Below are 25,059 nucleotides of genomic sequence, written 5' to 3'. Positions count from 1 at the left end.
CCAGGAGCAGAACCATGAGCACAGCAAGAATTCCCCACACGATCGCGCGGCGCCTGTTTCAATGGTGCTTCGCCGGCCTCCTGGCCGTGGCCGTGCAGGCCAGCGCGGCTCCTGCCGGCAATCCGCCCGGGTTCGCCGGCAAGACCGCGCAGGTCAACGGCACGACCATCCACTACCGCATCGGCGGCAAGGGAACGCCCGTCGTGCTGCTGCACGGCTACACGCAGACGGGCCACATGTGGACGCCCATCATGGCCCGGCTGGCGCAAAGCCACACCGTGATCGTGCCCGACCTGCGCGGCACCGGCGCCTCGGCCAAGGCGGCGGGCGGCTACGAAAAGACGAACTTGGCGAAGGATATCCACGATCTCGTGAAAGGCGTGACGAACGAACCGGCTGTCGTCGTTGGCCACGACATCGGCATGATGGTCGCCTATGCGTATGCCGCGCAGTACCCGGCCGACACCCGCAAGGTGGCCCTGATGGACGCTTTCCTGCCCGGCATCGGCAACTGGAAGGACATGTTCCTGCTGCGCGACCTGTGGCACTTCCACTTCTACGGCACGACGCCGGAGCGCCTCGTGCAAGGCCGCGAACGGATCTACTTCGAGCACTTCTGGAACGATTTCGCGGCCGACCCGAAACGCTCGATTCCGGAAGGGGACCGCAAGCTGTACGCCGCGGCATATGCACAGCCCGGCGGCGTGCATGCGGGCTTCGAGTACTTCAAGGCGTTTCCCAGGGATGCCGAGCAGTTCGCCGAGCTGGGCAAGACGAAGCTGACGATGCCCGTCCTCGTGCTGGCCGGCGAAAAGTCCGGCAGCGATTTTCTCGTCAACCAGGTGAAACTGGTGGCGGAGAACGTCGACGGCCAGGTCTTGCAAGGGTCCGGCCACTGGCTGATGGAAGAAGCGACCGACCGGACGATCCCTGCCCTGCTGGCGTTCATCCGGTAAGGCAGCGTCGGGGCGCCGGCCCGTCTCCCGGTCGCCGCCTCGGTTCTCCCATCGGTTTTCCCGTCGGTTTTCCCTTCAGTTTTCCCAATACCCGCGCCGTATCGCGATCATCACGGCATGGGTACGGTCGCGCGCATCGAGCTTCTGCAGGATCGCCTTCATATGGGCCTTGATCGTATCCTCGCGCAAGCCCAGCTGGGCCGCCACGCGCTGGTTCGAATTGCCACCGCTGACCAGGCGCAGCACTTCGACCTCGCGCTTGCTCAACGCGTCGAGCTGGAAGCTGTCCACCAGGCTGGCTGCCACGACCGGCGGCAACGCCCGCCGGCCGGCGTGGACGGAGACGATGCAGTCGCCCAGGGCCTCGGGTGCCGTGTTCTTCAGCAGGTAGCCCACCGCACCGGCCTTCAGCGCACGCGTCACCTGCACGTCGCCGGCGAACGTCGTCAGGATGACCACGCGGGCCTCGGGGTCGAGTTGGCGGATCGTGCGCGTCGCCTCGATGCCGTTCATTCCCGGCATCTGCAAATCCATCAGGGTGACATCGGGGCGCCAGCGGCGATGCAGCTCGACGGCGCTGATGCCATCTTCCGCCTGGCACACCACCGAGAACCTGGGGTTGGCCGTCAACACCGCCGTAATCCCGCTGCGCAGCAGGGGATGATCGTCGGCGATCATGACGCTGATGTGGTCGCTCTCCATGACTAGAGTTCTCCTTTGCGCGGCACCGGCGGCGCGGCGTATTCACTACCTGGCGTATGCCAATGCGGCGGGAACGTCCAGCTGCCACGTGGTGCCGGACCCTTCGCTGCTGCGCACTGCCAACCTGGCATCGATCCTGGCGGCGCACTCGTACATCCCGCGCATGCCCCAGTGGTTCTCGCGGCCGCCGTCATGCAGGACCGTGGCGGAGATGCCGATGCCGTCGTCCGAGAGAATACAGCGGAATTCGCGCCTGCCGTAATGAAGTTCGATGGCGATCGCGCCAGCCCTCGCATGCAGGCATGCGTTGGCCAGCGCCTCGGTAACGATCGCCAGCGCTTCCCTGTGGATCAATGCCTCGAGCTGGCGAACGTCGCCGGATATCGCCAGGCGCACGGGACAGCCGTCGCCTTGCTGCAGTCGCGCCGCCGCGGCCAGCACCGCGTCCCCGAAACCGAGCTTGCCGACGTCCTCCCCGCGCAACTCGCAAATCCGGCTGCGCCCCTCGCTGAGCACCTCGTCGGCACGCCGCAGTGCGCTTTCGATCTGCAGCCGCGCGGCCGTTCCGGCCGGGAGTTTCAATACCGCCGCATGCACGTGGAACACCAGCCCCTGCACGGACTGCAGCAGGGTGTCGTGCAGCTCGCGGGCGATGCGTTCGCGTTCGTTGATGCGTTCGTGCAAGCGGGCCGCCATCTGCCTGCCCAGGCGGGCAATCCGCAGTCGATAGGCGACCACTGCCAGCGAGAGCACCACGAGCCCGCACAGCGCCCTGAACCACCAGGTCTGGGTTGCCTTCGGTGCGATCGAAAACCGCACCGTGGCAGGCGTGCCCGACCACTTGCCGTCGTAGTCCGTCGCCGCGACACTGAAGTGGTAATCACCCGGCGCGAGGTTGCTGTAGTAGGCGCTGCGGCGGGTCCCCGCATCCCGCCAGGCATCGTCGACTTCCTCGAGGCGATACCGGAAGCGCAGGCGTTCCGGCATGGCCAGCGCCAGGCGCGTGTAATCGATCTGCAGCGCCGAGCTGCCCGGCGCGAAGCGCAGGTGCGGGTGCGGCAGGCTGGGAGCGCCGGGCAGGCCGAGCGCCTTGATCGTGACGGACTGGCCCGGCGTGGCGGGCGGCGGCGCGGCCGGATCCAGGCGGAATACCCCGGTGGAGCGGGCGATCCAGAGCCGCCCGTCGGATGCGGACACCAGCGAAGGCGACGGTCTCAGATAGGGCGCACTGCCCTCCAGTCCATCCAGCTGGTCGAGCCGCTCATACTGGACACGGTATTCGGGCAACGCGATGAACTTGCGTACCTCGGCGGCCGGGACGTGGAACAGGGCGGCAAAGGCGTTCAGCCACAGGTCGCCATTTTCCAGTTCGACGATGCCGGAGACGCCATGGAACGTCTCGCCATCGATGCCGATGAGCCGGGTAAACCGGTCTGCCGCAAAAAATGCCACCCCTCTCTCGCCCCCCGCCCACAGGTGCCGGCCGTGCGGGTGCAGCGCCATGACCATGCCCAGCGTCAGCCCTTCGGCCGGACCGTAGGTGCGCCAGGTCCGGCCTTGTGCCTGTGCCACGAGCCCTGGATGAAATCCGGTCCACAGCCCGGTGGCGTCCGAGCGGCTCATGACATTGACTTCGACCTGCGGCCCCGCCATTTCCCATTGCCCCGCCATCGTGCGGCGATACAGGCCCTCGCGGTCGAGCGCCACCAGCACGCTGCCGTCACGCTCTTCCAGCACGGCGTTGATCATTGCCCCTTCGAGGGCGGCTGGCAGCGCCACCGGCCGGCTGTCCGAACCCTGGAACCTGCGCAACGTCCACAGCGAGGCGCCCCACATCGCGCCATCGCTGGTATGGGCCAGGCTGGTCAGCAGGTTTTTCAAGCCGCCCCCGGCCATCTCGCGGCGGGGTGCCACCTTCACCTTGCCTGCCTCATCGGCGAGTACATGATAGGCGCCGACCCAGACCCCGCCACGGTCATCGGCAAGCATCGCGCCACCGATGGCCTGGGCGGGAAGATCCAGCCTGGTCACGCGCCTGGAACGGAACCGGTCGATGCCGGTGGAGGTGGACGTCCAGATATTTCCCTCGCGATCTTCGAAGATCGCGCCCACTGCCCGCCCGCTCAAGCCCTGCGGCGGCATCGCGCGTGAGATGCCCCTGGCGGTACGATATTCAAGGCCCTCCAGCAGCCCGACCCACATGTTTCCGCGCCGATCGACCAGCAGGCTGCTGGGATCGCCCAGGCTGCCCCATTTCGCATAGCGCACCCCGGGCCGTGCGCCTGTCAGCAGGCGGAGACGGGCATGAATGGCATCCCAGCTGACGACATTGCCGTCCGGGAGCTCGAACAGCACGCCGGTACCGCGTTCGACGGCCACCCGGTCAAACCTTTCCGCGCCCGGCTTGAGCAGGCAGACGCCCGCGTCTCCCTGCGCCCACAGGATGCCGGACCGGTCCCGCATCAGTGTCTTGTAAGCGCCGTCCGGCAGTTGCCATGAGCTCGCAGGCTTGTGCCAGCGGCCGCGTTCGAGGTAATACAGGCCGACCACCGTCGCGGCCCACATGCGGCCAGTACCATCCTGTTCCAGCCCCCATACCGTGCGGTTCGGCAGTCCGTCCCGTACGCCGTAATTACGTATCAGCCCCTGCCGCAGATAGCTGGCCCCTCCGGTGCGGTAACCCACCCACAGCCCGCCGTCCGGCGCCGCGTTGACGATGCTGACGTATTTGGTCGGCAATGCGGCATTCGCGGGCACGAACGGTTCGAACCGGGTGCCGTCGAAGCGGAACAATCCGGCCGCGCCGCCCAGCCATAACCAGCCATCCGCGGTTTGTGTGATCGAAATGATCGACTCGGGCGCACCGTCGCGCGTGCTCCAGCTGGTGTGATGCAGGTCGATGACCGGTGTGAAAGCGTCCAGCGCCAGGCAACCCCGGGGCAGCGCGACACAGAGCAGAACAAGCCAGCAGGCCAGGCCTGCGCGGCAATAGCCGAGCACGAGCGTTCCCCCATCCCTGTATTTATCAATTCGGCAATAAATCTACCGGCGATTGTATAGAAATTTGTTACCCGATAGTGTATTCAGTGGTCGACAACGGCTGCTTATCCTGTGTGTTCGACGACCGGATACGATCTTCCATCGATCCCGGCCACCCATGCACTGCGCAACGACAGCTGCGCGCATCGAAGGAGAGTCATATGGACTTGCAGCTTGGCGGGAAACTGGCACTGGTCAGCGGCAGTACCGCTGGCATCGGCTACGCGATCGCGGCAACGCTGGCCCGGGAAGGCGCCAGCGTCATCGTCAGCGGCAGGACGCGATCGGGCGTCGACGATGCCGTCGATCGCATTCGGGCAGAGACGAACGGTACGGTCTTCGGCCATGCCGCGGACCTGAGCCAGCCCGAAGCCGCCATGAGCGTGGTGCAACGTCATCCCGGCATCGACATTCTCGTCAACAACCTGGGCATCTTCGAGCCGAAGGCCTTCGAAGACATTCCGGACGAGGATTGGCAGCGCTTTTTCGACGTCAACGTGCTCAGCGGCGTGCGGCTGGCGCGCCTGGTACTCCCGGGGATGAAGCGGGCGAACTGGGGGCGGATCGTTTTCATCTCCAGCGAAAGCGCGGTGCAGATACCGACCGAGATGATCCACTACGGCATGAGCAAGACCGCGCAGCTTGCGGTCTCGCGCCGGCTGGCGGAAGCGGTCGCGGGCACCGGTATCACGGTCAACAGCGTGCTGCCCGGCCCGACGAAATCGCGTGGCGTCAGCACCTTCGTACAGGACATGGCCCGCGCGAACGACAAGAGTTTCGAGCAGATCGAAGCGGAGTTCTTCGAGAGCGTGCGGCCGACATCGCTCATCAAGCGCTTTGGAACGCCGCAGGAGGTCGCTTCGCTCGTGACTTATGTGGCGAGCCCGCTGTCGGCCGCGACCACGGGGGCAGCGTTGCGCGTGGATGGCGGGGTCATCAGGAGTGCCTTCTGATACGCGGTCGGGTCGTGGATTCTCCTGTCACGGAACCGACGTTTTCTGCTTAACCCCTATTAACCTCGATTAACGAGGCAATGCTTGTTCCGGGGGATACAGTACCAGTCAGACGCCGTTTCGGTGTGCCCTGATAATCCCTGACCTGTTGGAGAAAACCGTGAACCGACCCGATTCGATTGACCAGATTGAACGCCAACGCCCATCCGAGCGGCACGCCCTCGTAGTACCCGTTATCCACTACAAAAAGGTGAACATCGACGGCGTTAACGTGTTCTACCGCGAAGCAGGCCCTGCCGACGCTCCGGTGCTGCTGTTGTTGCACGGCTTCCCCACGTCATCCCACATGTTCCGCAATCTCATCCCCCTGCTGGCCGACCGATACCATGTGATCGCGCCGGATTATCCCGGTTATGGCCAGAGCGATGCACCCGACCGGTCCGGGTTCGAGTATACGTTCGCCAACCTGGCGACCCTGATCGAGAAGCTTACGGTTGTTCTGGAAGTGACGAGATACAGCATGTATGTGATGGACTACGGCGCGCCGATCGGTTATCGGCTGGCGCTGAAACACCCCGAGCGGGTACAGGCACTAATTGTCCAGAACGGTAATGCCTATACGGAAGGACTCGCCGCATTCTGGGATCCGATCAAGGCTTACTGGGCCGACAAGTCCCTGGCCAAGCGCGAGGCGCTTGCGCATCTCGTTACGCTCGATCTGACGAAGTTCCAGTACACGGACGGTGTTGGCGATATCAGCCGGATCAGTCCCGACAATTGGGTGGTCGACCAGGCATTGCTCGACCGGCCCGGCAATCGCGAGATCCAGCTCGACCTGTTCGGTGACTATGGGTCGAACGTCCCTCTCTATCCTGACTTTCAAGCGTTTTTCCGCCAGTATCAGCCGCCGACCTTGATCGTGTGGGGCAAGAACGACGTGATATTCCCGGAGCCGGGCGCGCACCCATACCTGCGCGACCTTCCGGCGGCGGAACTGCATATCCTCGATTCCGGGCACTTCGCGCTCGAAGACAAGCTCGACGTGATGGCACCGCTGATCCGGGATTTCCTCGACCGTACGCTGTAGAGCGAAACAGGAAAGCGCTTGCCGACCGCTACCGGGTCATCGCACCAGACCTGCCTGGCTTCGACCCGTAGCGCCGTTGATGCGCCAATTCTTAGGACGACATTTACCCGGCCGGCACGTCATACGGACGCTGGACGCCAAGGAGAACGACAATGCAAACCACCATGCAGCCTAAAACCAGCATACTGGCCTCCGGCGGAGGCGCAATGCTGCTTGACCCCGCCGACACGCTCGTGCTGCTGCTCGATCATCAGTCGGGCCTGTTCCAGACCGTCAAGGATATCCCGGTGGCCGACCTGCGACGCAATGTCGAGACGATCGCCAGACTGTGCACGCTGCTCGGGATTCCCGTGATTACCACGGCATCGGAACCGGCCGGCACCAATGGTCCACTCATGCCGGAAATCCACGAGCTTGCGCCTCATGCCGTCTATGTGCCGCGCAAGGGCGAAGTCAACGCCTGGGACAACGACGATTTCGTTGCCCAGGTCCGCGCCACCGGCCGCAACACGCTGGTGATGGCTGGCGTGTGGACGAGCGTGTGCGTGATGTTCCCGGCGCTCAATGCGCGCGCGGCTGGCCATGAGGTTTATGCCGTGATCGACGCGTCCGGCGACCCAAGCGAGATGGCCTCCCGCGTTTCGCTGGCGCGATTCGTCCAGGGCGGCGTGCGCCCCACGACGACGAATGCGCTGCTGTCCGAACTGCACCGGACATGGGCGCGTCCGGAAGCGGCCGAGCTGGACAAGCTGTATGGATTGGTCGCCCCCAACTATGCGGCCGTAGCGGAAAGTTATTTCCGGGCCCAGCAGGCAGTGCGCGAAACGCGTTAGCGCAATTGAGCATGCAAGGGCCGATCCATTGCTGTTTCGAGACCTCTGACGGCCTTCCCCGCTTCCTTCGCGTGCGGGATGCAACCGGAGATTTTGCGGCCGCCGTGCCGCACATGCGCAGTGTTTCCCACTTGTTCAACCAGAGATGTGACGTATGAACCGTAGAAATTTTCTTGCTTCCAGCGTAGCAACCGCTGCAGCCGCGATGCCCGCGCAAGCCGCTACCCGTGGCAGGCCCGATGCCTCCGTCATCACGGCCCCGGTGCCCGACGGACTCAATCCGCCCGGAATCCGCACCGGCGGCGTAAAGCTGGTGCCGGTCGTTGGGGGCAAGTACAAGGTATGGACCAAGAAGATCGGCAACGGCGCCGTCAAGGTCCTGCTGCTACATGGCGGCCCTGGGTTCTCGCACGACTACCTGGAGGCGATGGAATCGTTCCTGCCGCAGGCAGGCATCGAAATGTACCACTACGACCAGCTGGGTTGCGGCAATTCCGACCGCCCGGAGGATTCCTCACTGTGGACGCTGCCCCGGTACATGACGGAGCTGGAGGAAGTCCGCAAGGGCCTGGGCCTGGACAGGTTCGTATTGTATGGCCACTCCTGGGGCGGGCTGCTCGCCATCGAATATGCGCTGCGGCATCAGCAGCACCTGCGGGGCCTCGTGATCTCGAACATGACGGCTGGCATCCAGTCAGTGCTTCGCCGCCTCGAAACGATCAAGAGACAGTTGCCCGCCAACGTGCTCGCGCAGCTCGAAGAACTGGAGACGCGCGGCGCGTACGACACGCCGGCCTACGAGGAAATCATGATGACCTATTTGTATCCGCAGGCGATCTGCCGGATTCAGCCGTGGCCGGAGGCGGTGATGCGCGCATTCGGCAGGGTCAACAAGAAAATCTACAACCAGATGCAGGGAGCGAGCGAATTCGTAATCAACGGCAACCTGAAGGACTGGGAGCGATGGGACCGCCTGCCGGAGATCAAGGTTCCCACGTTGGCGCTTGGCGCGGTCCACGACGAAATGGACCCCGCCGATATCCGCAAGATGGCGTCGCTGCTGCCCCAAGGCCAGGCGGAAATCTGCGCAACCGGAAGTCACCTGTCGATGTGGGACGCACAGGCCGACTATTTTTCCTACCTGATGACGTTCCTGCGCAAGGTGTGAACGCAGTGGTCCGAGGCAGCAGCATGCACAACCGCGTTTCGGCGCCCGCTGCGAGCCACGGAAACCCGGCGTCGCGTCAAGGCAAATCCAGAAGATCGAGATAACCGCGACGCATGCAGATCGCTACCGCATGCGCCCGATCGTTGGCACCCAGTTTCGGCAAAATGTTGCGCATGTACGTTTTCACCGTTTCTTCCCCGATCCGCAGCTCCTGGGCGATTTCCCGGTTCGAGCTGCCGCAGGCGACCAGGCGAATGATGTCGCATTCCCGCGGCGTCAGATCTGCCTTGAAAGTGCCGTTGTGCGTTCCGAGTTCCGGTGGCCAGAACTGAAGACCCGCATGCACCGAGCGAATCACGCCAAGCATGTTTTCCAGCAGCATGCTCTTGAGCAGATAGGCCGATGCACCTGCCTTGCGTGCCTGCTTCATCAGCGCGTCGCCGTCATAGGTGCTGAGTACAACGATCCTTGCCGATGGCGAGTGGCGTCGAATGCTCGCAATTGCCGAGAAGCCGTCGCCGCCGGGCATGCGCAAGTCCATCAGGGTCACGTCCGGGATCGTCTGCTTGAACGCTTCGACAGCCGAGGCACCGTCGCCCACGCTGGCGACCAGCTGTATGTCCGGTGCGCTGTCCAGCATGTAGCGGACCCCTTCCCGCATGAGGTGATGGTCGTCCGCAAGGAGAACGCGTATTCGATGTGAAGTTTTTTCGTTCATGGCGGACCGTCCATCAGTTGTTTCGTCAGCGTTCGAAGCAGGGTTACCGTTCATTGCACCGGAGGCGGCGACCAGGCGCCAGGGCAATCAGGCATGCTCGTGCCTGCCCTGGCGAACCGTTGCGCGGGTCTCGTAAGCGAGCACTTTATTGATACGCAGGGATATCGTCGTTCCACGATCCGTCTCGCTGGTGACATGAAGGTCCGCGCCGATGAGCTTTGCACGTTCCAGGATACCTTGTATGCCCCAGTGCCCTTCTTCCCGATCGTCTGCCGTCCTGTTCCTGGAAAATCCACGCCCATTGTCCCTCACCGTCAGATGGAACTCCTGGCGGGTATAGTCGACCTGCAGCGTGATCAGGTCCGCCTCGGCGTAACGGGCGGCATTGAACAGGGCCTCCCTGCCGATCGCGTAGATGTCCTCATAGATGCCCGCTTTCAAAGGGCGTGGCGTGCCGGTCAGGCGCGGCTTGAACGTGTGCGAACCCATCGCAGTCAAGGTGTGGCCGAATTCGGACAGGACGTCGAAGAGCGTGCTGCTGGTCGCCGGGACGCGCAGATCCATGATCTCGTTGCGCCCCTCGACCAGCAACTGCTCGGCCAGCTTCAAGGCATTCTGCAGGCGCTCGCGGCCGGCAGCCTCCCTGGGCATTGTATGGTAATGCGACCCGAACGCCAGAATGAGGCCCTGCACGCTCTGCAGCAAGGTGTCGTGAAGCGAGCGGGCGATCCTCGATCGCTCGGCCAAACGCCCCTGAATCTGCTGCGTCACGACACGCAGGCGCGGCACGTGCCCTCCATACAACAACAGCACGGCAAAGGTCGCGAGCAGCAGCTTGAACCAGACGGTTTGCACGAACGTCGGCGGCAACCGGATTTCCACGGCCGCGAGATCGGGATGCCAGACATTATCCTCATTGGCCGCGCCGACCTCGAAACGGTAGGTCCCGGGCTTGACGTTGGTGTAGAACGCTTCCCGTCGCTCATTGGGTTCCTGCCAGTCGGGATCGACTCCCGTCAACCGGTAGCGAAACCGCGTCCGTTCCGGCATCTTCAGACTCAGGGCGGTGAATTCGATGTGCAGGTCGGTGGCACCTTCTTGCAGGCGAGCGACGCCGGCGTTCACGGGCACCTTGCTTCCGGCGCTGGAGACGCTGCGTATCAGCACCGGCGGCGCGATGCGGTTGCGTGGAATGTTCCCGGGGTCGAGCGTGAACGCGGCGCTGCTGGTGATGAACCAGAGCGTGCCGTCATCGGCGCGGACAAGCGATGGAATGGGGCGCATCTGCATCGCATGTCCCACCAGGCCGTCCTGCGCATCGAACCGTTCGAACGATGGCAGGTAATCGGGTCTGCGCAGCCACTCCGTCAGCTCCGCCGCGACGATGTGAAAGACCCCGTCGGCGCCATGCATCCACAGGTCGCCCTCCGGTGTCCGCACCAGGCCGGACACGCCCCTGAAGCTTTCCTTGCCACGTCCGCGCAACGCGACAATTCGCCCTTCGCGATGCAGCATCACGCCCCGCTCACCGCTTAGCCACATCACATCCTGGTCCGGCACGATCTGCAATACGGGGCCGAGGTCCAGTCCCGCCGCCGTATCGAGCCGGCGCATGGGCCGCCCCCGGCTGTCGGTAATGGTTACCGCATTGTTGGGATGCGCAAACCAGAGCGCGCCCTTGTTATCGCTGGCGATCGCCAGCGTCAGCGCACGCGCATGGTTCGCCACCTCGTCGGCGCGTGTCCAGGGCGCGCCGGCCAGGCGGTATAACGGGCCGCTCGAATACGACACCCACAGAATGCCGTTGCCATCACGGATCATCGCCTGGGGATAGAACCCCCGTGTCTCCTCGGGCGCCGGCGTGACCGATAACCTGCCGTCGCGGCCAAGCTCATAGATGCCGTGATCGGTTCCGAAGAACGCGGTATCGTCCGGCGCGCGATAGCTCGCCGTGATCGAGCCTTCCGCGCGGATCCTGTCGCGCTGCCGATCGGTCTGGCGGTAGATGGCGCCGTTGGCACGATCACCGATGAGGACCGAGCCACGCGGTCCCAGTGCGATCCCGGGCTCTTCCAGCGGTTTGTCGAACACGACCGGGGTGAGCCGGTTGCGGCGCAGGCGATCGATCCCGGTCGCCGTGCCGATCCAGATGTCTCCCTCGCGATCCTCGAAGAAGCTCTGCGCCTGTGGTCCGCTCATGCCCGCAGCTTGCGTGAGCCGCTGATGCGGATAGCCGATACCCGCGCTGCCGAAACGCCGCTCCACGCCATCCGGATGCAGGACCCACATCGTCCCGTCGGTACCGAAGCGCATGCCCATGCCGGGAAAGTCCGGCGCGAGGATACGGCCCCCGGCCGGAGCGGTCGTCTGCACCTTGAAATAACGGTACTTCGAATCCCTGGCCCAGATCGTGCCGTCGGGTGCCTCGACGATCGCCAGCAACTGGACTCTTGGCCATGCCTGCGTAAAGCGCTGCTGGCCCGGCTTGCGGAAAAACAGGCCCTGCAAGGAACCGATCCATTGCGTACCATCTTTTGCGATCAGGATCTGGTAGACGAACTTTTCCGGCAAGCCCACTTCGTTGCCCAACACCTTGAAGCGGTTCGCACCCGGCGCCAGCCATGCAACACCGTCGCGCGTACCGACCCATACCGAGCCGTCGGCAACCGCCTCGATATGAATGACGCCGCCGACGGGAAGCCCCTCCGCCTCACCGAATTTTCGGCTGCTTCCCGGGCGCAGCAGCGTCACCCCGCCGAGCCGATAACCCACCCACACGCCTTCGCGGGGATCGGCCACCAGGCCGATCACATTGCTGGAATCAAGGCGTTCCCCATACACGCTGTCGACGCGCTCGAAACGCATGCCGTCGAAACGAAACAGGCCTGTTGCCGTGGCCACCCACATCCAGCCATCGGTGGTCTGGGTGATCTTCAACACGTCGACCGGTGCGTGCTGCAGGCGTTTCCAAGCCGTATGCGTGAAATCCGAGAGCAAAGGCGCCGGTGGAGCGGGCCAGGCAGTCGCGTGGCTCAAGAACAGGCAGATGAGCAGTATGGAACGAAAGAGACGCTGAGTGCTCACGGTTAATGGCGAAGTTTGGGCGTTTTGATTGTATCGGACAACATTAACGCGTCAACCGGGGTATTGCAAAAAATACCTCGAAAGTACCTAGAACTAGGGATGCGACGGCGCTGAAATGATCGGAAAATAAAGCCACCCGGCCTGATTCATCGGTCAGCATGACGTGATGGATGTAGCGCTATCAAACAATCCCGGAGGTGAGTCGATGGAAACATCCAAGACAAAGGTGCCCGAGGCTGCCGGAGAATACGAAGCGAATGCCGAGGTCGATAACATGAAGAAAACGATGGAATATCTGTTCGGACCATTTCGCTTCATTCCCGCGCGCCGCACATTACATTGTGGAGACGTGCCACAGCGTATCGGCAGCCGTGCCTTCGACATCCTGACCGTCCTGGTCGAGCGTCCGAGCGAGCCGGTCAGCAAGCGCGAGCTGATCAACCGGGTCTGGCCCACCACGGTTGTCGAGGATGGCAACCTGAAAGTTCATGTGTCGGCATTACGGCGTACGCTTGGCGAGTTCGAGGAAGGGTCGAATTACATCGCGACGATCATCGGTCGCGGTTACTGCTTTGTCGGGCCGGTTCAGGCCAATAAAATCGCTGCGGAGCGCCAGCTTCGATTAATCCATCCCGATTGACTTCGACGCATCGGCTGATCGTTCTCATTGGCCTGGACAGTGGCGATAAAACTTCCTCGACTTTGCCGTAGCAGAGTCGGGCGTCCCGAGCCGGCGATTTCCGGTTTGATTCGACGACGCATGGGATACCGGGTTTGGCCAACCTTATACAATCGCTCCGAGCCGACAGCCGTTGCGGCAGAAAAATCGTCCACATTCCAAGGCTTCCAAGCGCATTTGTAAACTGCACCATTGTCCCTTGTTCAGTTGAGTACTCAGCGACGGCACTGCGTGCCCACTGGTAATGTTTAAAAAAGCCGATACCAGCATGATCGTGCTTGCTCCGGGCTGCGGGTAATTGCTTGATCTGCCGAGCACGGGCATAAAAAAAGCCCCTGAATTCAGGGGCTTGGAATTACTCTACCGCGTGCTAATGCCTGAGCCTCCAGGCTAGCTCATCATTCCCATTCAATGGTCGCCGGAGGCTTCCCCGAAATGTCGTACACGACGCGATTCAACCCCCGCACCTCGTTGATGATCCGGTTCGACACCTTCCCCAGCAACGCGTGCGGCAGGTGCGCCCAGTGCGCCGTCATGAAGTCCTGGGTCTGCACGGCGCGCAGCGCCACCACGTAGTCGTACGTGCGGCCGTCGCCCATCACGCCCACCGATTTCACCGGCAGGAACACGGCGAATGCCTGCGACGTGGCTTCGTACCAGTTGCGCGGCACGCCATCCTGGTCGAAGCCCGGCACCACGACCGCCTCGTACGGCGTGTTGCGCAGTTCCTCGATGAAGATGGCATCGGCGCGGCGCAGCAGGTCGGCGTATTCCTTCTTCACTTCGCCGAGGATGCGCACGCCCAGGCCCGGGCCCGGGAATGGGTGACGGTATACCATCTCGTACGGCAGGCCGAGCGCCACGCCCAGCTTGCGCACTTCGTCCTTGAACAGTTCGCGCAGCGGCTCCAGCAGCTGCAGCTTCATCGTTTCCGGCAGGCCGCCCACGTTGTGGTGGCTCTTGATCGTCTGGCCCTTTTTACCCTTGCCGGCCGATTCGATCACGTCCGGGTAGATCGTGCCCTGCGCCAGCCATTTCGCGCTCGGCAGCCTGGCCGACTCGGCCTGGAACACCTCGACGAATTCGCGGCCGATGATCTTGCGCTTCTGTTCCGGGTCCGTCACGCCGGCCAGGTGGCCCATGAACTGGTCGGTGGCATCCACGCGGATCACCTTCACGCCCAGGTTCTTGGCGAACATGTCCATCACCATTTCGCCTTCGTTCAGGCGCAAGAGGCCATGGTCGACGAACACGCAGGTCAGCTGGTCGCCGATCGCGCGGTGGATCAGCGCGGCCGCCACCGAAGAATCGACGCCGCCGGACAGGCCCAGGATCACTTCATCGGTGCCCACCTGCTCGCGGATCTTTTCCACGGCTTCGGAAATGTAGTCCGGCATGTTCCAGTCGGACTTGCAGCCGCAGATCTCGTGCACGAAGCGGCCCAGCATGGCCTTGCCCTGCACCGTGTGCGTCACTTCCGGGTGCCACTGCACCGCGTAGAACTTGCGGTCCTCGTCGGCCATGCCGGCGATCGGGCAGCTCTCGGTGGACGCCATCAGCTTGAAGCCTTCCGGCATTTCCAGCACCTTGTCGCCGTGGCTCATCCACACCTTCAGCATGCCGTGGCCTTCGTGCGTGACGAAGTCGTTGATGCCGTTCAGCAGCGACGTGTGGTTGCGGGCGCGCACTTCGGCGTAGCCGAATTCGCGCACCAGGCCGTTTTCGACCTTGCCGCCCAGCTGCGCGGCCATCGTCTGCATGCCGTAGCAGATACCCAGCACGGGCACGCCCAGTTCGAACACGGCCTGCGGCGCGCGCGGCGAATCGCCTTCCAGCGTGGAGTTGTGGCTGCCGGACAGGATCACGCCGGAGGCGCCGTAGTTGCGGACGAATTCTTCCGAAACGTCGTACGGGTAGACTTCCGAGAACACGCCGGCGTCGCGCACGCGGCGCGCGATCAGCTGGGTTACCTGGGAGCCGAAATCGATGATGAGGATTTTAGAGTGCATTGATGTGCTTGATGAACTGGGAAAACCGGGACGATAAAGAGAAACGCCGGCGGTTCAAAACTCGCCGGCGTTCGTGGAATGCTTATTCCGAACGGTAGTTCGGCGCTTCCTTCGTGATCTGCACGTCGTGCACATGCGATTCGCGCATGCCGGCCGACGTGATCTCGACGAATTCCGCCTTCTCGCGCAGTTCGTCGATCGTGGCGCAGCCGCAGTAGCCCATCGACTGGCGCACGCCGCCCACGAGCTGGAAGATGATCGCCAGTACCGAGCCCTTGTAGGCCACGCGGCCTTCGATGCCTTCGGGGACGAACTTGTCGGCCTTGGCCGACGCTTCCTGGAAGTAGCGGTCGGCCGAGCCTTCGGCCATCGCGCCCAGCGAACCCATGCCGCGGTAGGACTTGTACGAACGGCCCTGGAACAGGATCACTTCGCCCGGCGCTTCTTCGGTGCCGGCGAACATGGAACCCATCATCACGGTCGAGGCGCCGGCCGCCAGCGCTTTCGAGATGTCGCCCGAGAAGCGGATGCCGCCGTCGGCGATGCACGGCACGCCGGTGCCTTCCAGCGCCTGCGACACGTTCGAGATCGCGGTGATCTGCGGCACGCCCACGCCGGCCACGATACGCGTCGTGCAGATCGAGCCGGGGCCGATGCCGACCTTCACAGCGTCCGCGCCGTATTCGACCAGCGCCTTGGCCGCGGCCGCCGTGGCGATGTTGCCGCCGATGACGTCCACGTGCGGGTATTTCGTCTTGATGTACTTCACGCGGTCGAGGATGCCCTGCGAGTGGCCATGCGCCGTATCCACCACCAGTACGTCCACGCCGGCAGCCACCAGCAGGTCGATGCGTTCCTCGTCCTTCGCGCCCACGCCCACGGCCGCGCCCACCAGCAGCTTGCCGTGCTGGTCTTTCGAGGCGTTCGGGTGTTCGGTGGACTTCTGGATATCCTTCACGGTGATCAGGCCGCGCAGCTCGAACGCTTCGTTGACGACGATCACGCGCTCCAGGCGGTGCTTGTTCATCAGGCGCTTGGCTTCGGCCGTGTCGGCCGTCTCGCTGACGGTCACCAGCTTTTCGCGCGGCGTCATCTTGGCGCGCACTTCGGCGTCCAGCTCTTCCTCGAAACGCAGGTCGCGGTTGGTGATGATGCCGACCACCTGCTTGCCTTCCACCACCGGGAAACCGCTGATGCCATGCTGTTCGGTCAGCGTGATCACGTCGCGGATCTTCATGTCCGGCGGAATCGTGATCGGGTCGCGCAGCACGCCGGCTTCGAAACGCTTGACCTTCGACACCTCGCGGGCCTGGTCGGCCGGGCGCAGGTTCTTGTGGATGATGCCGATGCCACCTTCCTGCGCCATCGCGATCGCCAGGCGGCCTTCGGTGACGGTATCCATCGCGGCGGACAGCAGCGGGATATTCAGCGAAATATTGCGGGTCAGCTTGGTGCGGAGGGACGTATTGGCAGGCAGAACGTTCGAGTAGGCTGGAACGAGGAGCACGTCATCGAACGTGAGTGCTTTTTGAAGAAGACGCATGGTAGATTTCCTATCGGCGCAAAAGTGAATTATACAGAAGTTCGCGCAATAAGTCCTTGCATTATGGAAAAGTTAGCTGTTTCACGATTGACTCTTGCGGCGGATCGCGGTCCAATCGCGGTGATTCAATGGGGAAACAAAACTTATGAATAATCGACTTCTACTGTGCAGCTTGCTGCTGGCATGCTGCCCGCTGGTCCATGCCCAGTGGGAATGGAAGGATGCCAACAATGTGCGCCATTTCTCGGACCAGCCGCCGCCCGCCTCGATCCCGCCGTCGCGCATCCTGAAGGCGCCGCGCGGCCAGTTGCCGGACCTGCGCAAGGAGCTGGCGGCGCCGCCGGCAACCGCGCCGGCGGCCCCGGCCAGGGCGCGGCCGGCGGCGGCCGAGGGCGATGCAGCGGCCACGCAGCGCAAGGAAGAAGCCGCCGAAGCCGCGCGCAAGGCCGCCGTGGAAGCGCAGAACAGGGCCGCCAGCGCGGCGGCATGCGACAGCGCGCGCGGCAACCTGCGCGTGCTGGAGTCGGGCGTGCGCATCGCAACGACGGACCGGAACGGCGAGCCGGCCTTCCTCGACGACACGCAGAAAACCGAACAGGCGCGGCGCAACCGCGCCACGGTTGCCACGCATTGCAGGCAATAAAGTTTGACCACGCGCAAGGGCGACCGTCATAGCCGTGGTCGTCTCAAGAATATAAGCCAAACTACGCGAAGCCTATATTTTTGAACCGACCAGCGAGCCAATCCATGAATGCATTTTCCCATGTACAGATCATCAACGGGCCCAACGGGGAGCCCGTGTATGTCGTCATCCCCTACTCCACCTACATGCAGACGCAATCGCGCCAGAAGGATACGGACGTGCCGCACCAGGTCGTGGGAATGATCGCCGATAACGCGTGGACCCCGGCGCGCGCATGGCGCGAATACCTGGGCCTCACGCAACTGGAAGTGGCCACGCGCATCGGCATCAGCCAGCCGGCCTACGCGCAGCAGGAAGTGGGCCTGCGGCCGAGGCGCTCGACCCGCGAACGCATCGCCGCGGCGCTGGGCATCGCGCCAAGGATGCTCGATCTCTAAGGCTGACCTGTTCGCGCAACGGTGCCGCCACAAATCCGTGCGGCCCGCGGAACGCGTGCTAAGCTGGAATGACCGCACCAGCTTGCAGCGAGGCCGCAATGAAGACCGTTCCACTGCTCTGCTCCGTCGCCACACTGCTGGGCGCTGCGCCCGCCGCGGCCCCGGCGGCCGAAGCCGGCGCAACGCTGGGGCCCCTCACCTTCATCCTTGTCGATCTCGACCTCACGGACGGCGTCTCCCCGTCCATGACGTTCATCGGCACATCGGGCAGCGCATCCGCGCCGGGCGCGGCCAGCTACCTGGCCCTCGGCGGCGCCGCGCTGGAAACGCATGTCCCCACCTGGACGCACCCCGCGCCGATCGGCCACGCGATCGACCGGAGCACGGCGGAACTCGCCGCCGCCGCGCAATTGAGCCTGTCCGGCCGCGCATCCCCCACGGGCGCAATGCTGGCGGGCGCGGTGAGCACGCAGGTGCTGGCGCCGGCGCCCGGCCTGCGTGCCGAAAGCCGCATGACCGGCGACACCGGCGAGACGGCATTCACGCTGTCGCCCAACACGGGAGCCTTCTTCAGCGTCGAATACGACGTGAGCCTTGCCACCGAACCGCCGCCCGGCGCCGGCGAGCGGCTCGAAGCGGGAGCGGCGGCCGTGTGGCTGCGTGCCACCGGGCTCGGGGGCGCCTATGACGAAGTGCGCTGGCTGAACCACGTGCCGGATGGCACGGGATTCCTGTCGCTGGCATTGCGGAACCAGACCGGCTTCGACCAGGGCGGCACGTTCAGCTATGGGGCGGAACTGCGGGTGGTGTCCATCACGCCGGTTCCCGAGCCCGGCATGGTGCCGATGCTCGGCGCCGGCCTGGCGCTGCTCGCTGGCCTGGCGGGCCGGCGCGCCGGCACCTATGCCGCGCTGTCGCGCTTCGCACGGCGCCGCCGCGCATCCTTCGGGTCCGCGATCAGCGGGCGGTAGATCTCGATGCGGTCGCGCGGCTGCAGCACCGTGTCCAGGGTTTTCTTCTTGCCGTAGATACCGACCGGCATCGTGACGAGGTTGATTTCCGGCGCTTCCTGCAGGATGCCGGACATTTCGATGGCCTGGCCGATCGTGGTGCCGGCCTCCACGTCCATCACGCGCAGGATCGGCAGTCCGCCGCCAGCGGCTTCGCCGATGGCATCGCTACCGGAATCACTAACGACCCCGGCCTGCGGGCCGCGCGCGTAGCTCAGCGAAACCTTGATGCGCTCGGCCACGCCGTCACCCATACACGGTTTCGGCGCGCTTGCAGAACGAATCGACCATGCTGTTGGCGATCATGCCGAACACCGGGCCGATCACCTGTTCCAGCAGGCGGCTGGAAAATTCGTATTGCAGGTCCAGTTCCACCTTGCAGGCATCGTCGCGCAGCGCCTTGAACGTCCAGGTGCCGTGCAATGTCTTGAACGGGCCGTCGACAAGGTTCATCTTGATGCACGAGGGCGGCGTGTTCACGTTCGACGTGGTAAAGCTTTGCTTGACACCATGGAAATTGATGCCCACCGACGCCACCACCGAGTTCTCGCCCCGCTCGCGCACGTCCACGCCGCCACACCATGGCAGGAATTTGGGATAATCCTCCACCCGGTCCACCAGGTCGAACATCTGCTTCGCGCTGTATCCAAGGAATACCGATTTGTGCACTACCGCCATTTTTTAACCGTTTGATATCATGTTGGACAAATCGCGCTCCGGCGCGAATGAAGACCGTAGTTTAACCGACCCGCGCTCGATGCACGCTCCATAAGAAATTCACATGACCATCGCTGATAACCGCAAAGCCTTTCACGACTATTTCATCGAAGACCGCTACGAAGCGGGCATTGTGCTCGAGGGATGGGAAGTGAAGGCAATCCGCGATGCGCGCGTCCAGATCAAGGAAGCTTACGTTACGATCCGTAACAACGAACTGTACCTGTTTGGCGCGCACATCAGCGCACTGCCCACCGCTTCCACCCACATCCACCCGGAAGCCGTGCGCACCCGCAAGCTCCTCCTGCACCGCCAGGAAATCGACAAGCTGATCGGCAAGGTCGAACGCTCCGGCTATACGCTGGTGCCGCTCAACCTGCACTACAAGGGCGGCCGCGTGAAGTGCGAGATCGGCCTGGCCAAGGGCAAGAAGCAGCATGACAAGCGCGCCACCGAGAAGGACCGCGATGCCAGCCGCGAGGTGCAGGCGGCAATGAAGCAGCACAAGCGTTAAGCAAGGTTGCTCGAAGGGTAAAAGAACCGGCCTCGTGGCCGGCGGAGCCGTCGCGCCGGTGCCACGCCGCGCCAGCTATCGTTTCCGTGTGGCAATGGGCGCGTGCTACACTCTTCCGGCTAATCACTCCGGTTCCCGCCATGCCCTTCAAAGTCGCCACCGCCACCGCTTTTGCCATCGCCATTGCCGCCTCACTGGCCGGCTGCGCCGTACCATACTCCCCGGCGCCGCTCGCCACCAATTTCCCGACCGCGCGCCAGGAAAAGCTGCAGGCCGCGTCGCACTGGAACGCGATCGCCGACCACATCGAGCAGCGTGTGGTGGCCGAGATGAAAAAGCACCCGCAGCGGCCGTTCTTCATCGCCGAAGACAAGGAGGCGTCGCCGTTCAAGCGCGCCGTCACGAACCAGATCGTCACGTCGCTGGTGAAGGATGGCTTCGTCGTGTCGCGCGCGCCGGCCGGCGCATGGAAGCTGGAACTCGATATCCAGGCCGTCACGTTCGCGCCGGACCGTCCGCAATACCGCTACTCCGGCGCGCATGCGGCGATCGCCACCGGTGCCTGGGTGCTGTCCGACATCAACCCCACGGTCGGCATCGTGGCGCTGGCCGGCGGCGGCGACGCGTACCACTGGTTCCACAGCCAGTTCGCGCCGGGCGCCACGCCGAAGACCGAGCTGATCGTCACCGTATCCGTGGGCGACCAGTTCCGCTACCATGCGCGTACCACTTCGGCCTACTACGTGGCCGATACCGACCGCGCGCTGTACGGCATCAAGGAAGAGGACCGGCAATTGACCAAGGTATTCCAAGTGCAGGGAGGCCGCTGATGCGCGCCGTTGCCCGCGCGGCACTGGCCGCCGCCTGTTCCGCCGCCCTGCTGGCCGGGTGCGCGAGCGCGCCGCCGAAGGAAGAAGCGAATTACGCCACGCTGTCGTCGAACCAGTTCGTCAACGCCAACTACAAGGCCGCCGATGCGCTGCTGGCCCAGCTGAGCGGCAAGCTGGCGGCGGACAAGCCGCTGATCATGGCCACCGTCGTCAACATCGATGCGCTCGACCAGACCTCCACGCTGGGCCGGCTGGTCTCCGAACAGGTTTCCACGCGGATGGCGCAGGGCGGCCTGAAGATGCTGGAGATGAAGCTGCGCAATTCGGTCTACCTGAAGCGCAACCAGGGCGAGCTGATGCTCACCCGCGAGATCGGCGAAGTGGCGCAAAACCACAATGCGCAGGCGGTCGTCGTGGGGTCGTATGCGGAAACGAGCGACATGGTCTTCATCAACATCAAGGTCGTGCAACCACAGAGCAACTTCGTGCTGGCCGGGCACGACTATGTGCTGCAGAAGGAAGGCATCGTCCGGTCGATGCTGCTGCAGCGCTGAACGCTGAAAGTTGCCTGGGAACCGGCCTGGCCGGCGCCGCCCCCCTGTTCCGGCCCCACTGCACGGGCGCTCAGGCGACCGTCAGCAACGCCGCCACCGCCGGCAATACCTCCTGGGCCGGCAGCGCCAGTTTCAGTGAAATCAGCTCGTCCGCCCGCGTCTTGCCGGCGTTGACGGCGGCGATCGGCTTGCCGGTTGCGGCCGCCAGCTTGCAGAAGCGGTAGCCCGAAAACACCATCAGCGACGAACCGACGACGAGCAGCGCGTCCGCCTCGTCCATCCATGCCAGCGCCTGTCGCGTGCGTTCCGGCGGAATGTTGTCGCCGAAGAAGACCACATCCGGCTGCAGCACGCCGCCGCATGCCTCGCATGCGGGCACGACGAAGTGTTCGAGCGATTCCGGCTCCAGCTGCGCATCGCCGTCCGGCAGCGGCTGGGCCAGCACCTCGCCGAGGGCGGGATTGTCGCGCAGCAACCGCTGCTGCAGCGCGGCGCGGGGCTGGCGGCGCTGGCAGGCCAGGCAACGCACCGTGTGGATATTGCCGTGCAGCTCGATCAGGCGGGCGCTGCCGGCGCGCTGGTGCAGGCCGTCCACGTTCTGCGTGATCACCGCGCCGACCCGGCCTGCCAGCTCCAGCCGCGCCAGCGCGCCGTGCCCCGCGTTCGGTTCGGCCCGCGCCAGCGTCGGCCAGCCCACCATGCTGCGCGCCCAGTAGCGGCGGCGCAGCGCATCGTTGCTCCGGAATTCCGGCCCCTGCACGGGCGCCTTGCCGTGCCGCACGCCCTCCTCGTCGCGGTATCCCGGAATGCCGGAAGCGGTCGAAAGCCCGGCGCCGGTCAGCACGAGCACGTTGCGGTGGCGATCGAGAAACGCCGCCAGCTGGTCGATCTGTTCGTTCATGGCCCGTATCGTACACCGTGCCGAAAACTTGAACCGTTCGGCCGGAAGCGGGAATATACGGTAGACCGCGGCACACAACAGGAGCTCCATGCAGCAGACCATCACAGGCGCCCTGGCGCCGCCGGCCGCCGCGCCGGCCGCCAGGGCGGATGCGGAAGAGGCGCGATTGCTGGCCCAGGTGGCGGCCGGCGACCGGCAGGCGTTCGAACGCCTGTATCGCGGCTATTTCCACCGGCTGGCACGCTTTCTGGGGCGCATGACGCACAGCGCGCCGCTGATCGAGGAAATCATCAACGACACGATGCTCGTGGTGTGGCGGCGCGCCAGCAGCTACGATGGCACCAGCAAGGTGTCGACCTGGGTGTTCGGCATCGCCTGGCGCAAGGCGAAGAAGGCGCTGTCGATGGTGGACGAGCCGGTGGAATCGGACGGCGGCGGCTATCCCGCCGAGGAGCAGTCGCCCGAGCAGCACGCGCAGGCCGAGCAGCTGGCGCGCCGTCTGGCCGGCGCCGTCGCGCGCCTGCCGTGGCCGCAGAGGCTGGCCGTGGTGCTGACCTATTTCCACGGCATGGACTATGCGGAAATCGCCGCCATCGCGGAATGCCCTGTGAATACAGTGAAAACACGCATGTTTCATGCCCGGCGGCGGCTGAAGGAATTGCTGGCCGGCGAGGAGGAAGGCCGATGAATGCACATGACACGCAACAGCACGCCACGGCCTGGCCGCTGCTGCCCTGGCACGCCGCGGGCCGGCTCGAAGGCGCCGACGAGGCGCTGGTCGCGGAACACTTGCGCACGTGCGAAGCCTGCCGCGCCGAGCTGGCCTGGCAGCGGCAGCTGCATGTGGCGGCGGACAGCGCCGGCCATGCCGCGCCCATGCCCGACGTGGATGCCGCGTTCGCGCGCCTGCTGCCACGCCTCGACGACGGTGCCGCGCCGGCCGGGCGCCGTGAAAAGGCCGCCGGCGCGCTGGCCGCGCTGATGGCCTGGCTGGGCCGCATGCCGACGCTGCCGGCCGCGCTGGCGGCGGCCCTGGTGGTGCTGGCCGTGGCGCTGCCGTCCGCCCAGCCCCCCTACCTTGGACTCGGCCCGGTGCCGGCAGCGGCGGGCAACGCGACCGTGGTATTCCGTCCCGACACCGGCGCCGGCGACGTGCGCCGCATCCTGGCCGCCGCCGGCGCGCAAGCGGTGCACGGCCCCACGGTGGCCGGCGCCTACGTGCTGGAGATCGGCGTGGCGCGGCGCGACGAAGCGCTGGCACGGCTGCGCGCCGAGCCCGCCGTGCTGATGGCGGAGCCGCTCGATGCGGGGGAGGCGCCTTGAACGCGCTGCGGGCCCGCCTTATTCCTTCTCTGTCGCTTCGCGCGGCGCTGTGCCTATGCCTGCTGTGCCTGCCATCCCTGCCGCAGGCCGCCGACGCGGACGTGCGAGCGGAAGACGCGGCCGGCGCAGCGCCGCCGGACGCCGCGCCGCGCCTGCTGCTGATGCTGCGCCTGCCGCCGCCGCACTTCCGTCCCGATGTCGCGTATGGCGGCCGCTACGGCGACGATGCCGGCAGCATGGCGCGCCGCCGCATCGCCGCCGAGCTGGCGCGGCGCCACGGCCTGGTGCTGCGCGATGGCTGGGCCATGCCGGCCATCGGCATCGACTGCTACGTGCTGGAGGTGCCGGCCGGCGGCTCGCCCGATGCGGCGGCCGCGCTGCTGGAACAGGATCCCCGCGTGGCATGGGTGCAGCGCGTGCAGCGGTTTTCCGGCATGGCGGTGGCGGCCGGCGATCCGCTGTATCCGGCGCAGCCGGGCGGGCGCTACTGGCATGTGGCCGAGCTGCACCGCAGCGCCACCGGCCGCGGCGTGACGGTGGCGGTGATCGACAGCGGTGTCGACCCGTCGCACCCCGACCTGGCCGGCCAGGTCGCGGAGGTGCGCAATTTCGCCGACAGCCCCTATCGCGCCGAAGCGCACGGCACCGCGGTGGCCGGCATCATCGCGGCGCGCGGCGGCAACGGCGCCGGCATCCTCGGCGTGGCGCCCGGCGCGCGGCTGATGGCGCTGCGCGCCTGCTGGCAACAGGCGGCCGATACCCGCTGCGACACGTTCACCCTCGGCAAGGCGCTGAACTATGCGCTGCTGCATCCGCCGCGCGTGATCAACCTGTCGGTCGGCGGCCCGCCGGACAAGCTGCTCTCCATGCTGCTCGATGCGGCACTGGCGAAGGATATCGCCATCGTCGGCGCGGCCGATCCGCGCGGCCCCGCGTTCCCCGCCGCACACCCCGGCGTGCTCGCGGTGGCGAGCCTGGAAGAGCCGCTGTACGCGCCCGCCTCCGCCCCGGGCCGTTCGCCGGCCCACGCATCCGGCACCCTGCGCGCACCGGGGCGCGACATTCCGGCGACCGTGCCTGGCGCGCGCTGGGCCTTCGTCTCCGGCAGCTCGTTCGCCGCCGCCCACGTATCGGGCCTGGCCGCCCTGCTCGCCGAACTGCGGCCGCGCGAAGGGCCGGCCACCCTGCGCCGCACGCTGGCCACCACGGCGCCGAACCCTGCTACCATCGACGCATGTGCCACCATCGCGCGCGTCACGGGTGCCTGCGCCTGTTCATGCATGCCAGCCACCGCCTCCGCACCCTGATCCCCCGACACTGCGCCGCGGCATTCGCTGCGGCACGCGCGTCGACACGCGC

Annotated in this window: 24 protein-coding genes; 15 read left to right on the top strand and 9 right to left on the bottom strand. The window is 65.1% G+C overall.

Annotation, left to right across the window (positions count from 1 at the left end; translation table 11 throughout):
• Positions 1–14 precede the first annotated feature (14 nt).
• Entirely contained in the window at positions 15–956 is a 942-nt protein-coding gene (locus tag GJV26_RS25620) for an alpha/beta fold hydrolase (protein WP_155711450.1), read from the top strand.
• Positions 957–1,031: 75 nt separating this feature from the next.
• On the opposite strand, the gene GJV26_RS25615 is transcribed toward GJV26_RS25620, so the two are convergent.
• Together GJV26_RS25615 and GJV26_RS30770 are read right to left on the bottom strand one after the other, a co-directional pair.
• The gene (locus GJV26_RS25615; protein WP_229419450.1) at positions 1,032–1,658 is read right to left on the bottom strand and encodes a response regulator; all 627 of its coding nucleotides are present in this window, start codon (positions 1,656–1,658) and stop codon (positions 1,032–1,034) included.
• Positions 1,659–1,703: 45 nt separating this feature from the next.
• Entirely contained in the window at positions 1,704–4,658 is a 2,955-nt protein-coding gene (locus GJV26_RS30770; protein ID WP_155711449.1) for a sensor histidine kinase, read from the bottom strand.
• A gap of 200 nt (positions 4,659–4,858) precedes the next feature.
• Between GJV26_RS30770 and GJV26_RS25605 the strand changes: the two genes are divergently transcribed.
• The 4 genes from GJV26_RS25605 to GJV26_RS25590 all read left to right on the top strand — a co-directional run bounded on the left by GJV26_RS25605 (position 4,859) and on the right by GJV26_RS25590 (position 8,738).
• Positions 4,859–5,650: an SDR family NAD(P)-dependent oxidoreductase gene (locus GJV26_RS25605; protein WP_155711448.1), complete on the top strand. Its 792-nt coding sequence runs from the start codon at positions 4,859–4,861 to the stop codon at positions 5,648–5,650.
• A gap of 235 nt (positions 5,651–5,885) precedes the next feature.
• A complete protein-coding gene (locus GJV26_RS25600) occupies positions 5,886–6,737 on the top strand; it encodes an alpha/beta fold hydrolase (RefSeq protein WP_229427925.1) in 852 nt (283 codons plus the stop codon).
• A 206-nt stretch (positions 6,738–6,943) separates the two neighbouring features.
• Complete coding sequence (locus GJV26_RS25595) at positions 6,944–7,570, top strand: isochorismatase family protein (RefSeq protein WP_229419449.1); 627 nt, start codon at positions 6,944–6,946, stop codon at positions 7,568–7,570.
• A gap of 205 nt (positions 7,571–7,775) precedes the next feature.
• Entirely contained in the window at positions 7,776–8,738 is a 963-nt protein-coding gene (locus GJV26_RS25590) for a proline iminopeptidase-family hydrolase (RefSeq protein WP_216643162.1), read from the top strand.
• Between the two features lie 76 nt (positions 8,739–8,814).
• Here GJV26_RS25590 and GJV26_RS25585 read toward each other — a convergent pair whose 3' ends face one another.
• Positions 8,815–9,456 (bottom strand): response regulator transcription factor, encoded by a 642-nt coding sequence (locus tag GJV26_RS25585; RefSeq protein ID WP_155711444.1) that lies wholly within the window; start codon positions 9,454–9,456, stop codon positions 8,815–8,817.
• Positions 9,457–9,543: 87 nt separating this feature from the next.
• Positions 9,544–12,396, bottom strand: coding sequence for a sensor histidine kinase (locus tag GJV26_RS25580; protein WP_155711443.1), 2,853 nt, complete (start codon positions 12,394–12,396; stop codon positions 9,544–9,546).
• A gap of 349 nt (positions 12,397–12,745) precedes the next feature.
• Between GJV26_RS25580 and GJV26_RS25575 the strand changes: the two genes are divergently transcribed.
• On the top strand, positions 12,746–13,180 hold the full coding sequence (locus tag GJV26_RS25575; protein ID WP_216643161.1) for a winged helix-turn-helix domain-containing protein: 435 nt from the start codon (positions 12,746–12,748) through the stop codon (positions 13,178–13,180).
• A gap of 437 nt (positions 13,181–13,617) precedes the next feature.
• On the opposite strand, the gene guaA is transcribed toward GJV26_RS25575, so the two are convergent.
• Both guaA and guaB read right to left on the bottom strand, forming a co-directional pair.
• Positions 13,618–15,228 (bottom strand): glutamine-hydrolyzing GMP synthase, encoded by a 1,611-nt coding sequence (gene guaA, locus GJV26_RS25570; protein WP_155711442.1) that lies wholly within the window; start codon positions 15,226–15,228, stop codon positions 13,618–13,620.
• Between the two features lie 82 nt (positions 15,229–15,310).
• Complete coding sequence (guaB, locus tag GJV26_RS25565; protein ID WP_155711441.1) at positions 15,311–16,771, bottom strand: IMP dehydrogenase; 1,461 nt, start codon at positions 16,769–16,771, stop codon at positions 15,311–15,313.
• Positions 16,772–16,916: 145 nt separating this feature from the next.
• Between guaB and GJV26_RS25560 the strand changes: the two genes are divergently transcribed.
• The 3 genes from GJV26_RS25560 (at position 16,917) to GJV26_RS25550 (ending at position 18,822) form a co-directional block, all read left to right on the top strand.
• The gene (locus tag GJV26_RS25560) at positions 16,917–17,414 is read left to right on the top strand and encodes a DUF4124 domain-containing protein (protein WP_155711440.1); all 498 of its coding nucleotides are present in this window, start codon (positions 16,917–16,919) and stop codon (positions 17,412–17,414) included.
• Between the two features lie 104 nt (positions 17,415–17,518).
• The gene (locus GJV26_RS25555; protein ID WP_155711439.1) at positions 17,519–17,851 is read left to right on the top strand and encodes a helix-turn-helix domain-containing protein; all 333 of its coding nucleotides are present in this window, start codon (positions 17,519–17,521) and stop codon (positions 17,849–17,851) included.
• Between the two features lie 98 nt (positions 17,852–17,949).
• Complete coding sequence (locus tag GJV26_RS25550; RefSeq protein ID WP_155711438.1) at positions 17,950–18,822, top strand: hypothetical protein; 873 nt, start codon at positions 17,950–17,952, stop codon at positions 18,820–18,822.
• Here GJV26_RS25550 and GJV26_RS30640 read toward each other — a convergent pair.
• Both GJV26_RS30640 and GJV26_RS25540 read right to left on the bottom strand, forming a co-directional pair.
• Entirely contained in the window at positions 18,753–19,115 is a 363-nt protein-coding gene (locus GJV26_RS30640) for an RnfH family protein (protein WP_155711437.1), read from the bottom strand. The two genes, GJV26_RS25550 and GJV26_RS30640, sit on opposite strands and share 70 nt — an antisense overlap.
• Positions 19,108–19,539 (bottom strand): type II toxin-antitoxin system RatA family toxin, encoded by a 432-nt coding sequence (locus tag GJV26_RS25540; RefSeq protein ID WP_155711436.1) that lies wholly within the window; start codon positions 19,537–19,539, stop codon positions 19,108–19,110. The genes GJV26_RS30640 and GJV26_RS25540 overlap by 8 nt, the downstream gene beginning before the upstream one ends.
• A 103-nt stretch (positions 19,540–19,642) precedes the next feature.
• On the opposite strand from GJV26_RS25540, the gene smpB reads away from it, so the two are divergent.
• From smpB to GJV26_RS25525, 3 genes are all read left to right on the top strand, one after another.
• The gene (smpB, locus tag GJV26_RS25535) at positions 19,643–20,092 is read left to right on the top strand and encodes an SsrA-binding protein SmpB (protein WP_155711435.1); all 450 of its coding nucleotides are present in this window, start codon (positions 19,643–19,645) and stop codon (positions 20,090–20,092) included.
• A 140-nt stretch (positions 20,093–20,232) separates the two neighbouring features.
• Entirely contained in the window at positions 20,233–20,922 is a 690-nt protein-coding gene (locus tag GJV26_RS25530) for a hypothetical protein (protein ID WP_155711434.1), read from the top strand.
• Entirely contained in the window at positions 20,922–21,476 is a 555-nt protein-coding gene (locus GJV26_RS25525; protein WP_155711433.1) for a FlgO family outer membrane protein, read from the top strand. The genes GJV26_RS25530 and GJV26_RS25525 overlap by 1 nt, the downstream gene beginning before the upstream one ends.
• Positions 21,477–21,546: 70 nt before the next feature.
• Here the strand turns inward: GJV26_RS25525 and GJV26_RS25520 are convergent, their stop codons facing one another.
• Positions 21,547–22,377, bottom strand: a complete 831-nt coding sequence (locus tag GJV26_RS25520) for an NAD-dependent protein deacetylase (protein WP_155711432.1) — start codon at positions 22,375–22,377, stop codon at positions 21,547–21,549.
• 88 nt (positions 22,378–22,465) lie between these two features.
• Between GJV26_RS25520 and GJV26_RS25515 the strand changes: the two genes are divergently transcribed.
• The 3 genes from GJV26_RS25515 to GJV26_RS25505 are packed head-to-tail and all read left to right on the top strand — an operon-like array spanning position 22,466 to position 25,007.
• Positions 22,466–23,065 carry an RNA polymerase sigma factor gene (locus GJV26_RS25515; RefSeq protein ID WP_155711431.1) on the top strand — a complete coding sequence of 200 codons (600 nt, stop codon included), beginning with the start codon at positions 22,466–22,468 and terminating at the stop codon, positions 23,063–23,065.
• Positions 23,062–23,700 (top strand): zf-HC2 domain-containing protein, encoded by a 639-nt coding sequence (locus GJV26_RS25510; protein WP_173346269.1) that lies wholly within the window; start codon positions 23,062–23,064, stop codon positions 23,698–23,700. Before GJV26_RS25515 ends, GJV26_RS25510 begins: the two co-directional genes overlap by 4 nt.
• Positions 23,697–25,007: a S8 family peptidase gene (locus GJV26_RS25505; protein ID WP_229419448.1), complete on the top strand. Its 1,311-nt coding sequence runs from the start codon at positions 23,697–23,699 to the stop codon at positions 25,005–25,007. Before GJV26_RS25510 ends, GJV26_RS25505 begins: the two co-directional genes overlap by 4 nt.
• The last annotated feature ends 52 nt before the right edge of the window (positions 25,008–25,059 follow it).

The sequence above is a fragment of the Pseudoduganella dura genome (assembly GCF_009727155.1).
GTDB classification, from domain to species: domain Bacteria; phylum Pseudomonadota; class Gammaproteobacteria; order Burkholderiales; family Burkholderiaceae_D; genus Rugamonas; species Rugamonas dura.
This window is presented reverse-complemented; position numbering and strand designations above follow the sequence as displayed.

Excerpts from the sequence above, each read along its gene's own strand:
- GJV26_RS25620 (WP_155711450.1), top strand. The coding sequence starts at position 15 with ATGAGCACAGCAAGAATTCCCCACACGATCGCGCGGCGCCTGTTTCAA.
- GJV26_RS25615 (WP_229419450.1), bottom strand. The coding sequence starts at position 1,658 with ATGGAGAGCGACCACATCAGCGTCATGATCGCCGACGATCATCCCCTG.
- GJV26_RS25605 (WP_155711448.1), top strand. The coding sequence starts at position 4,859 with ATGGACTTGCAGCTTGGCGGGAAACTGGCACTGGTCAGCGGCAGTACC.
- GJV26_RS25595 (WP_229419449.1), top strand. The coding sequence starts at position 6,944 with ATGCTGCTTGACCCCGCCGACACGCTCGTGCTGCTGCTCGATCATCAG.
- GJV26_RS25590 (WP_216643162.1), top strand. The coding sequence starts at position 7,776 with ATGCCCGCGCAAGCCGCTACCCGTGGCAGGCCCGATGCCTCCGTCATC.
- GJV26_RS25585 (WP_155711444.1), bottom strand. The coding sequence starts at position 9,456 with ATGAACGAAAAAACTTCACATCGAATACGCGTTCTCCTTGCGGACGAC.
- GJV26_RS25575 (WP_216643161.1), top strand. The coding sequence starts at position 12,746 with ATGGAAACATCCAAGACAAAGGTGCCCGAGGCTGCCGGAGAATACGAA.
- guaA (WP_155711442.1), bottom strand. The coding sequence starts at position 15,228 with ATGCACTCTAAAATCCTCATCATCGATTTCGGCTCCCAGGTAACCCAG.
- guaB (WP_155711441.1), bottom strand. The coding sequence starts at position 16,771 with ATGCGTCTTCTTCAAAAAGCACTCACGTTCGATGACGTGCTCCTCGTT.
- GJV26_RS25560 (WP_155711440.1), top strand. The coding sequence starts at position 16,917 with ATGAATAATCGACTTCTACTGTGCAGCTTGCTGCTGGCATGCTGCCCG.
- GJV26_RS25555 (WP_155711439.1), top strand. The coding sequence starts at position 17,519 with ATGAATGCATTTTCCCATGTACAGATCATCAACGGGCCCAACGGGGAG.
- GJV26_RS25550 (WP_155711438.1), top strand. The coding sequence starts at position 17,950 with ATGAAGACCGTTCCACTGCTCTGCTCCGTCGCCACACTGCTGGGCGCT.
- GJV26_RS30640 (WP_155711437.1), bottom strand. The coding sequence starts at position 19,115 with ATGGGTGACGGCGTGGCCGAGCGCATCAAGGTTTCGCTGAGCTACGCG.
- GJV26_RS25540 (WP_155711436.1), bottom strand. The coding sequence starts at position 19,539 with ATGGCGGTAGTGCACAAATCGGTATTCCTTGGATACAGCGCGAAGCAG.
- smpB (WP_155711435.1), top strand. The coding sequence starts at position 19,643 with ATGACCATCGCTGATAACCGCAAAGCCTTTCACGACTATTTCATCGAA.
- GJV26_RS25530 (WP_155711434.1), top strand. The coding sequence starts at position 20,233 with ATGCCCTTCAAAGTCGCCACCGCCACCGCTTTTGCCATCGCCATTGCC.
- GJV26_RS25525 (WP_155711433.1), top strand. The coding sequence starts at position 20,922 with ATGCGCGCCGTTGCCCGCGCGGCACTGGCCGCCGCCTGTTCCGCCGCC.
- GJV26_RS25520 (WP_155711432.1), bottom strand. The coding sequence starts at position 22,377 with ATGAACGAACAGATCGACCAGCTGGCGGCGTTTCTCGATCGCCACCGC.
- GJV26_RS25515 (WP_155711431.1), top strand. The coding sequence starts at position 22,466 with ATGCAGCAGACCATCACAGGCGCCCTGGCGCCGCCGGCCGCCGCGCCG.
- GJV26_RS25510 (WP_173346269.1), top strand. The coding sequence starts at position 23,062 with ATGAATGCACATGACACGCAACAGCACGCCACGGCCTGGCCGCTGCTG.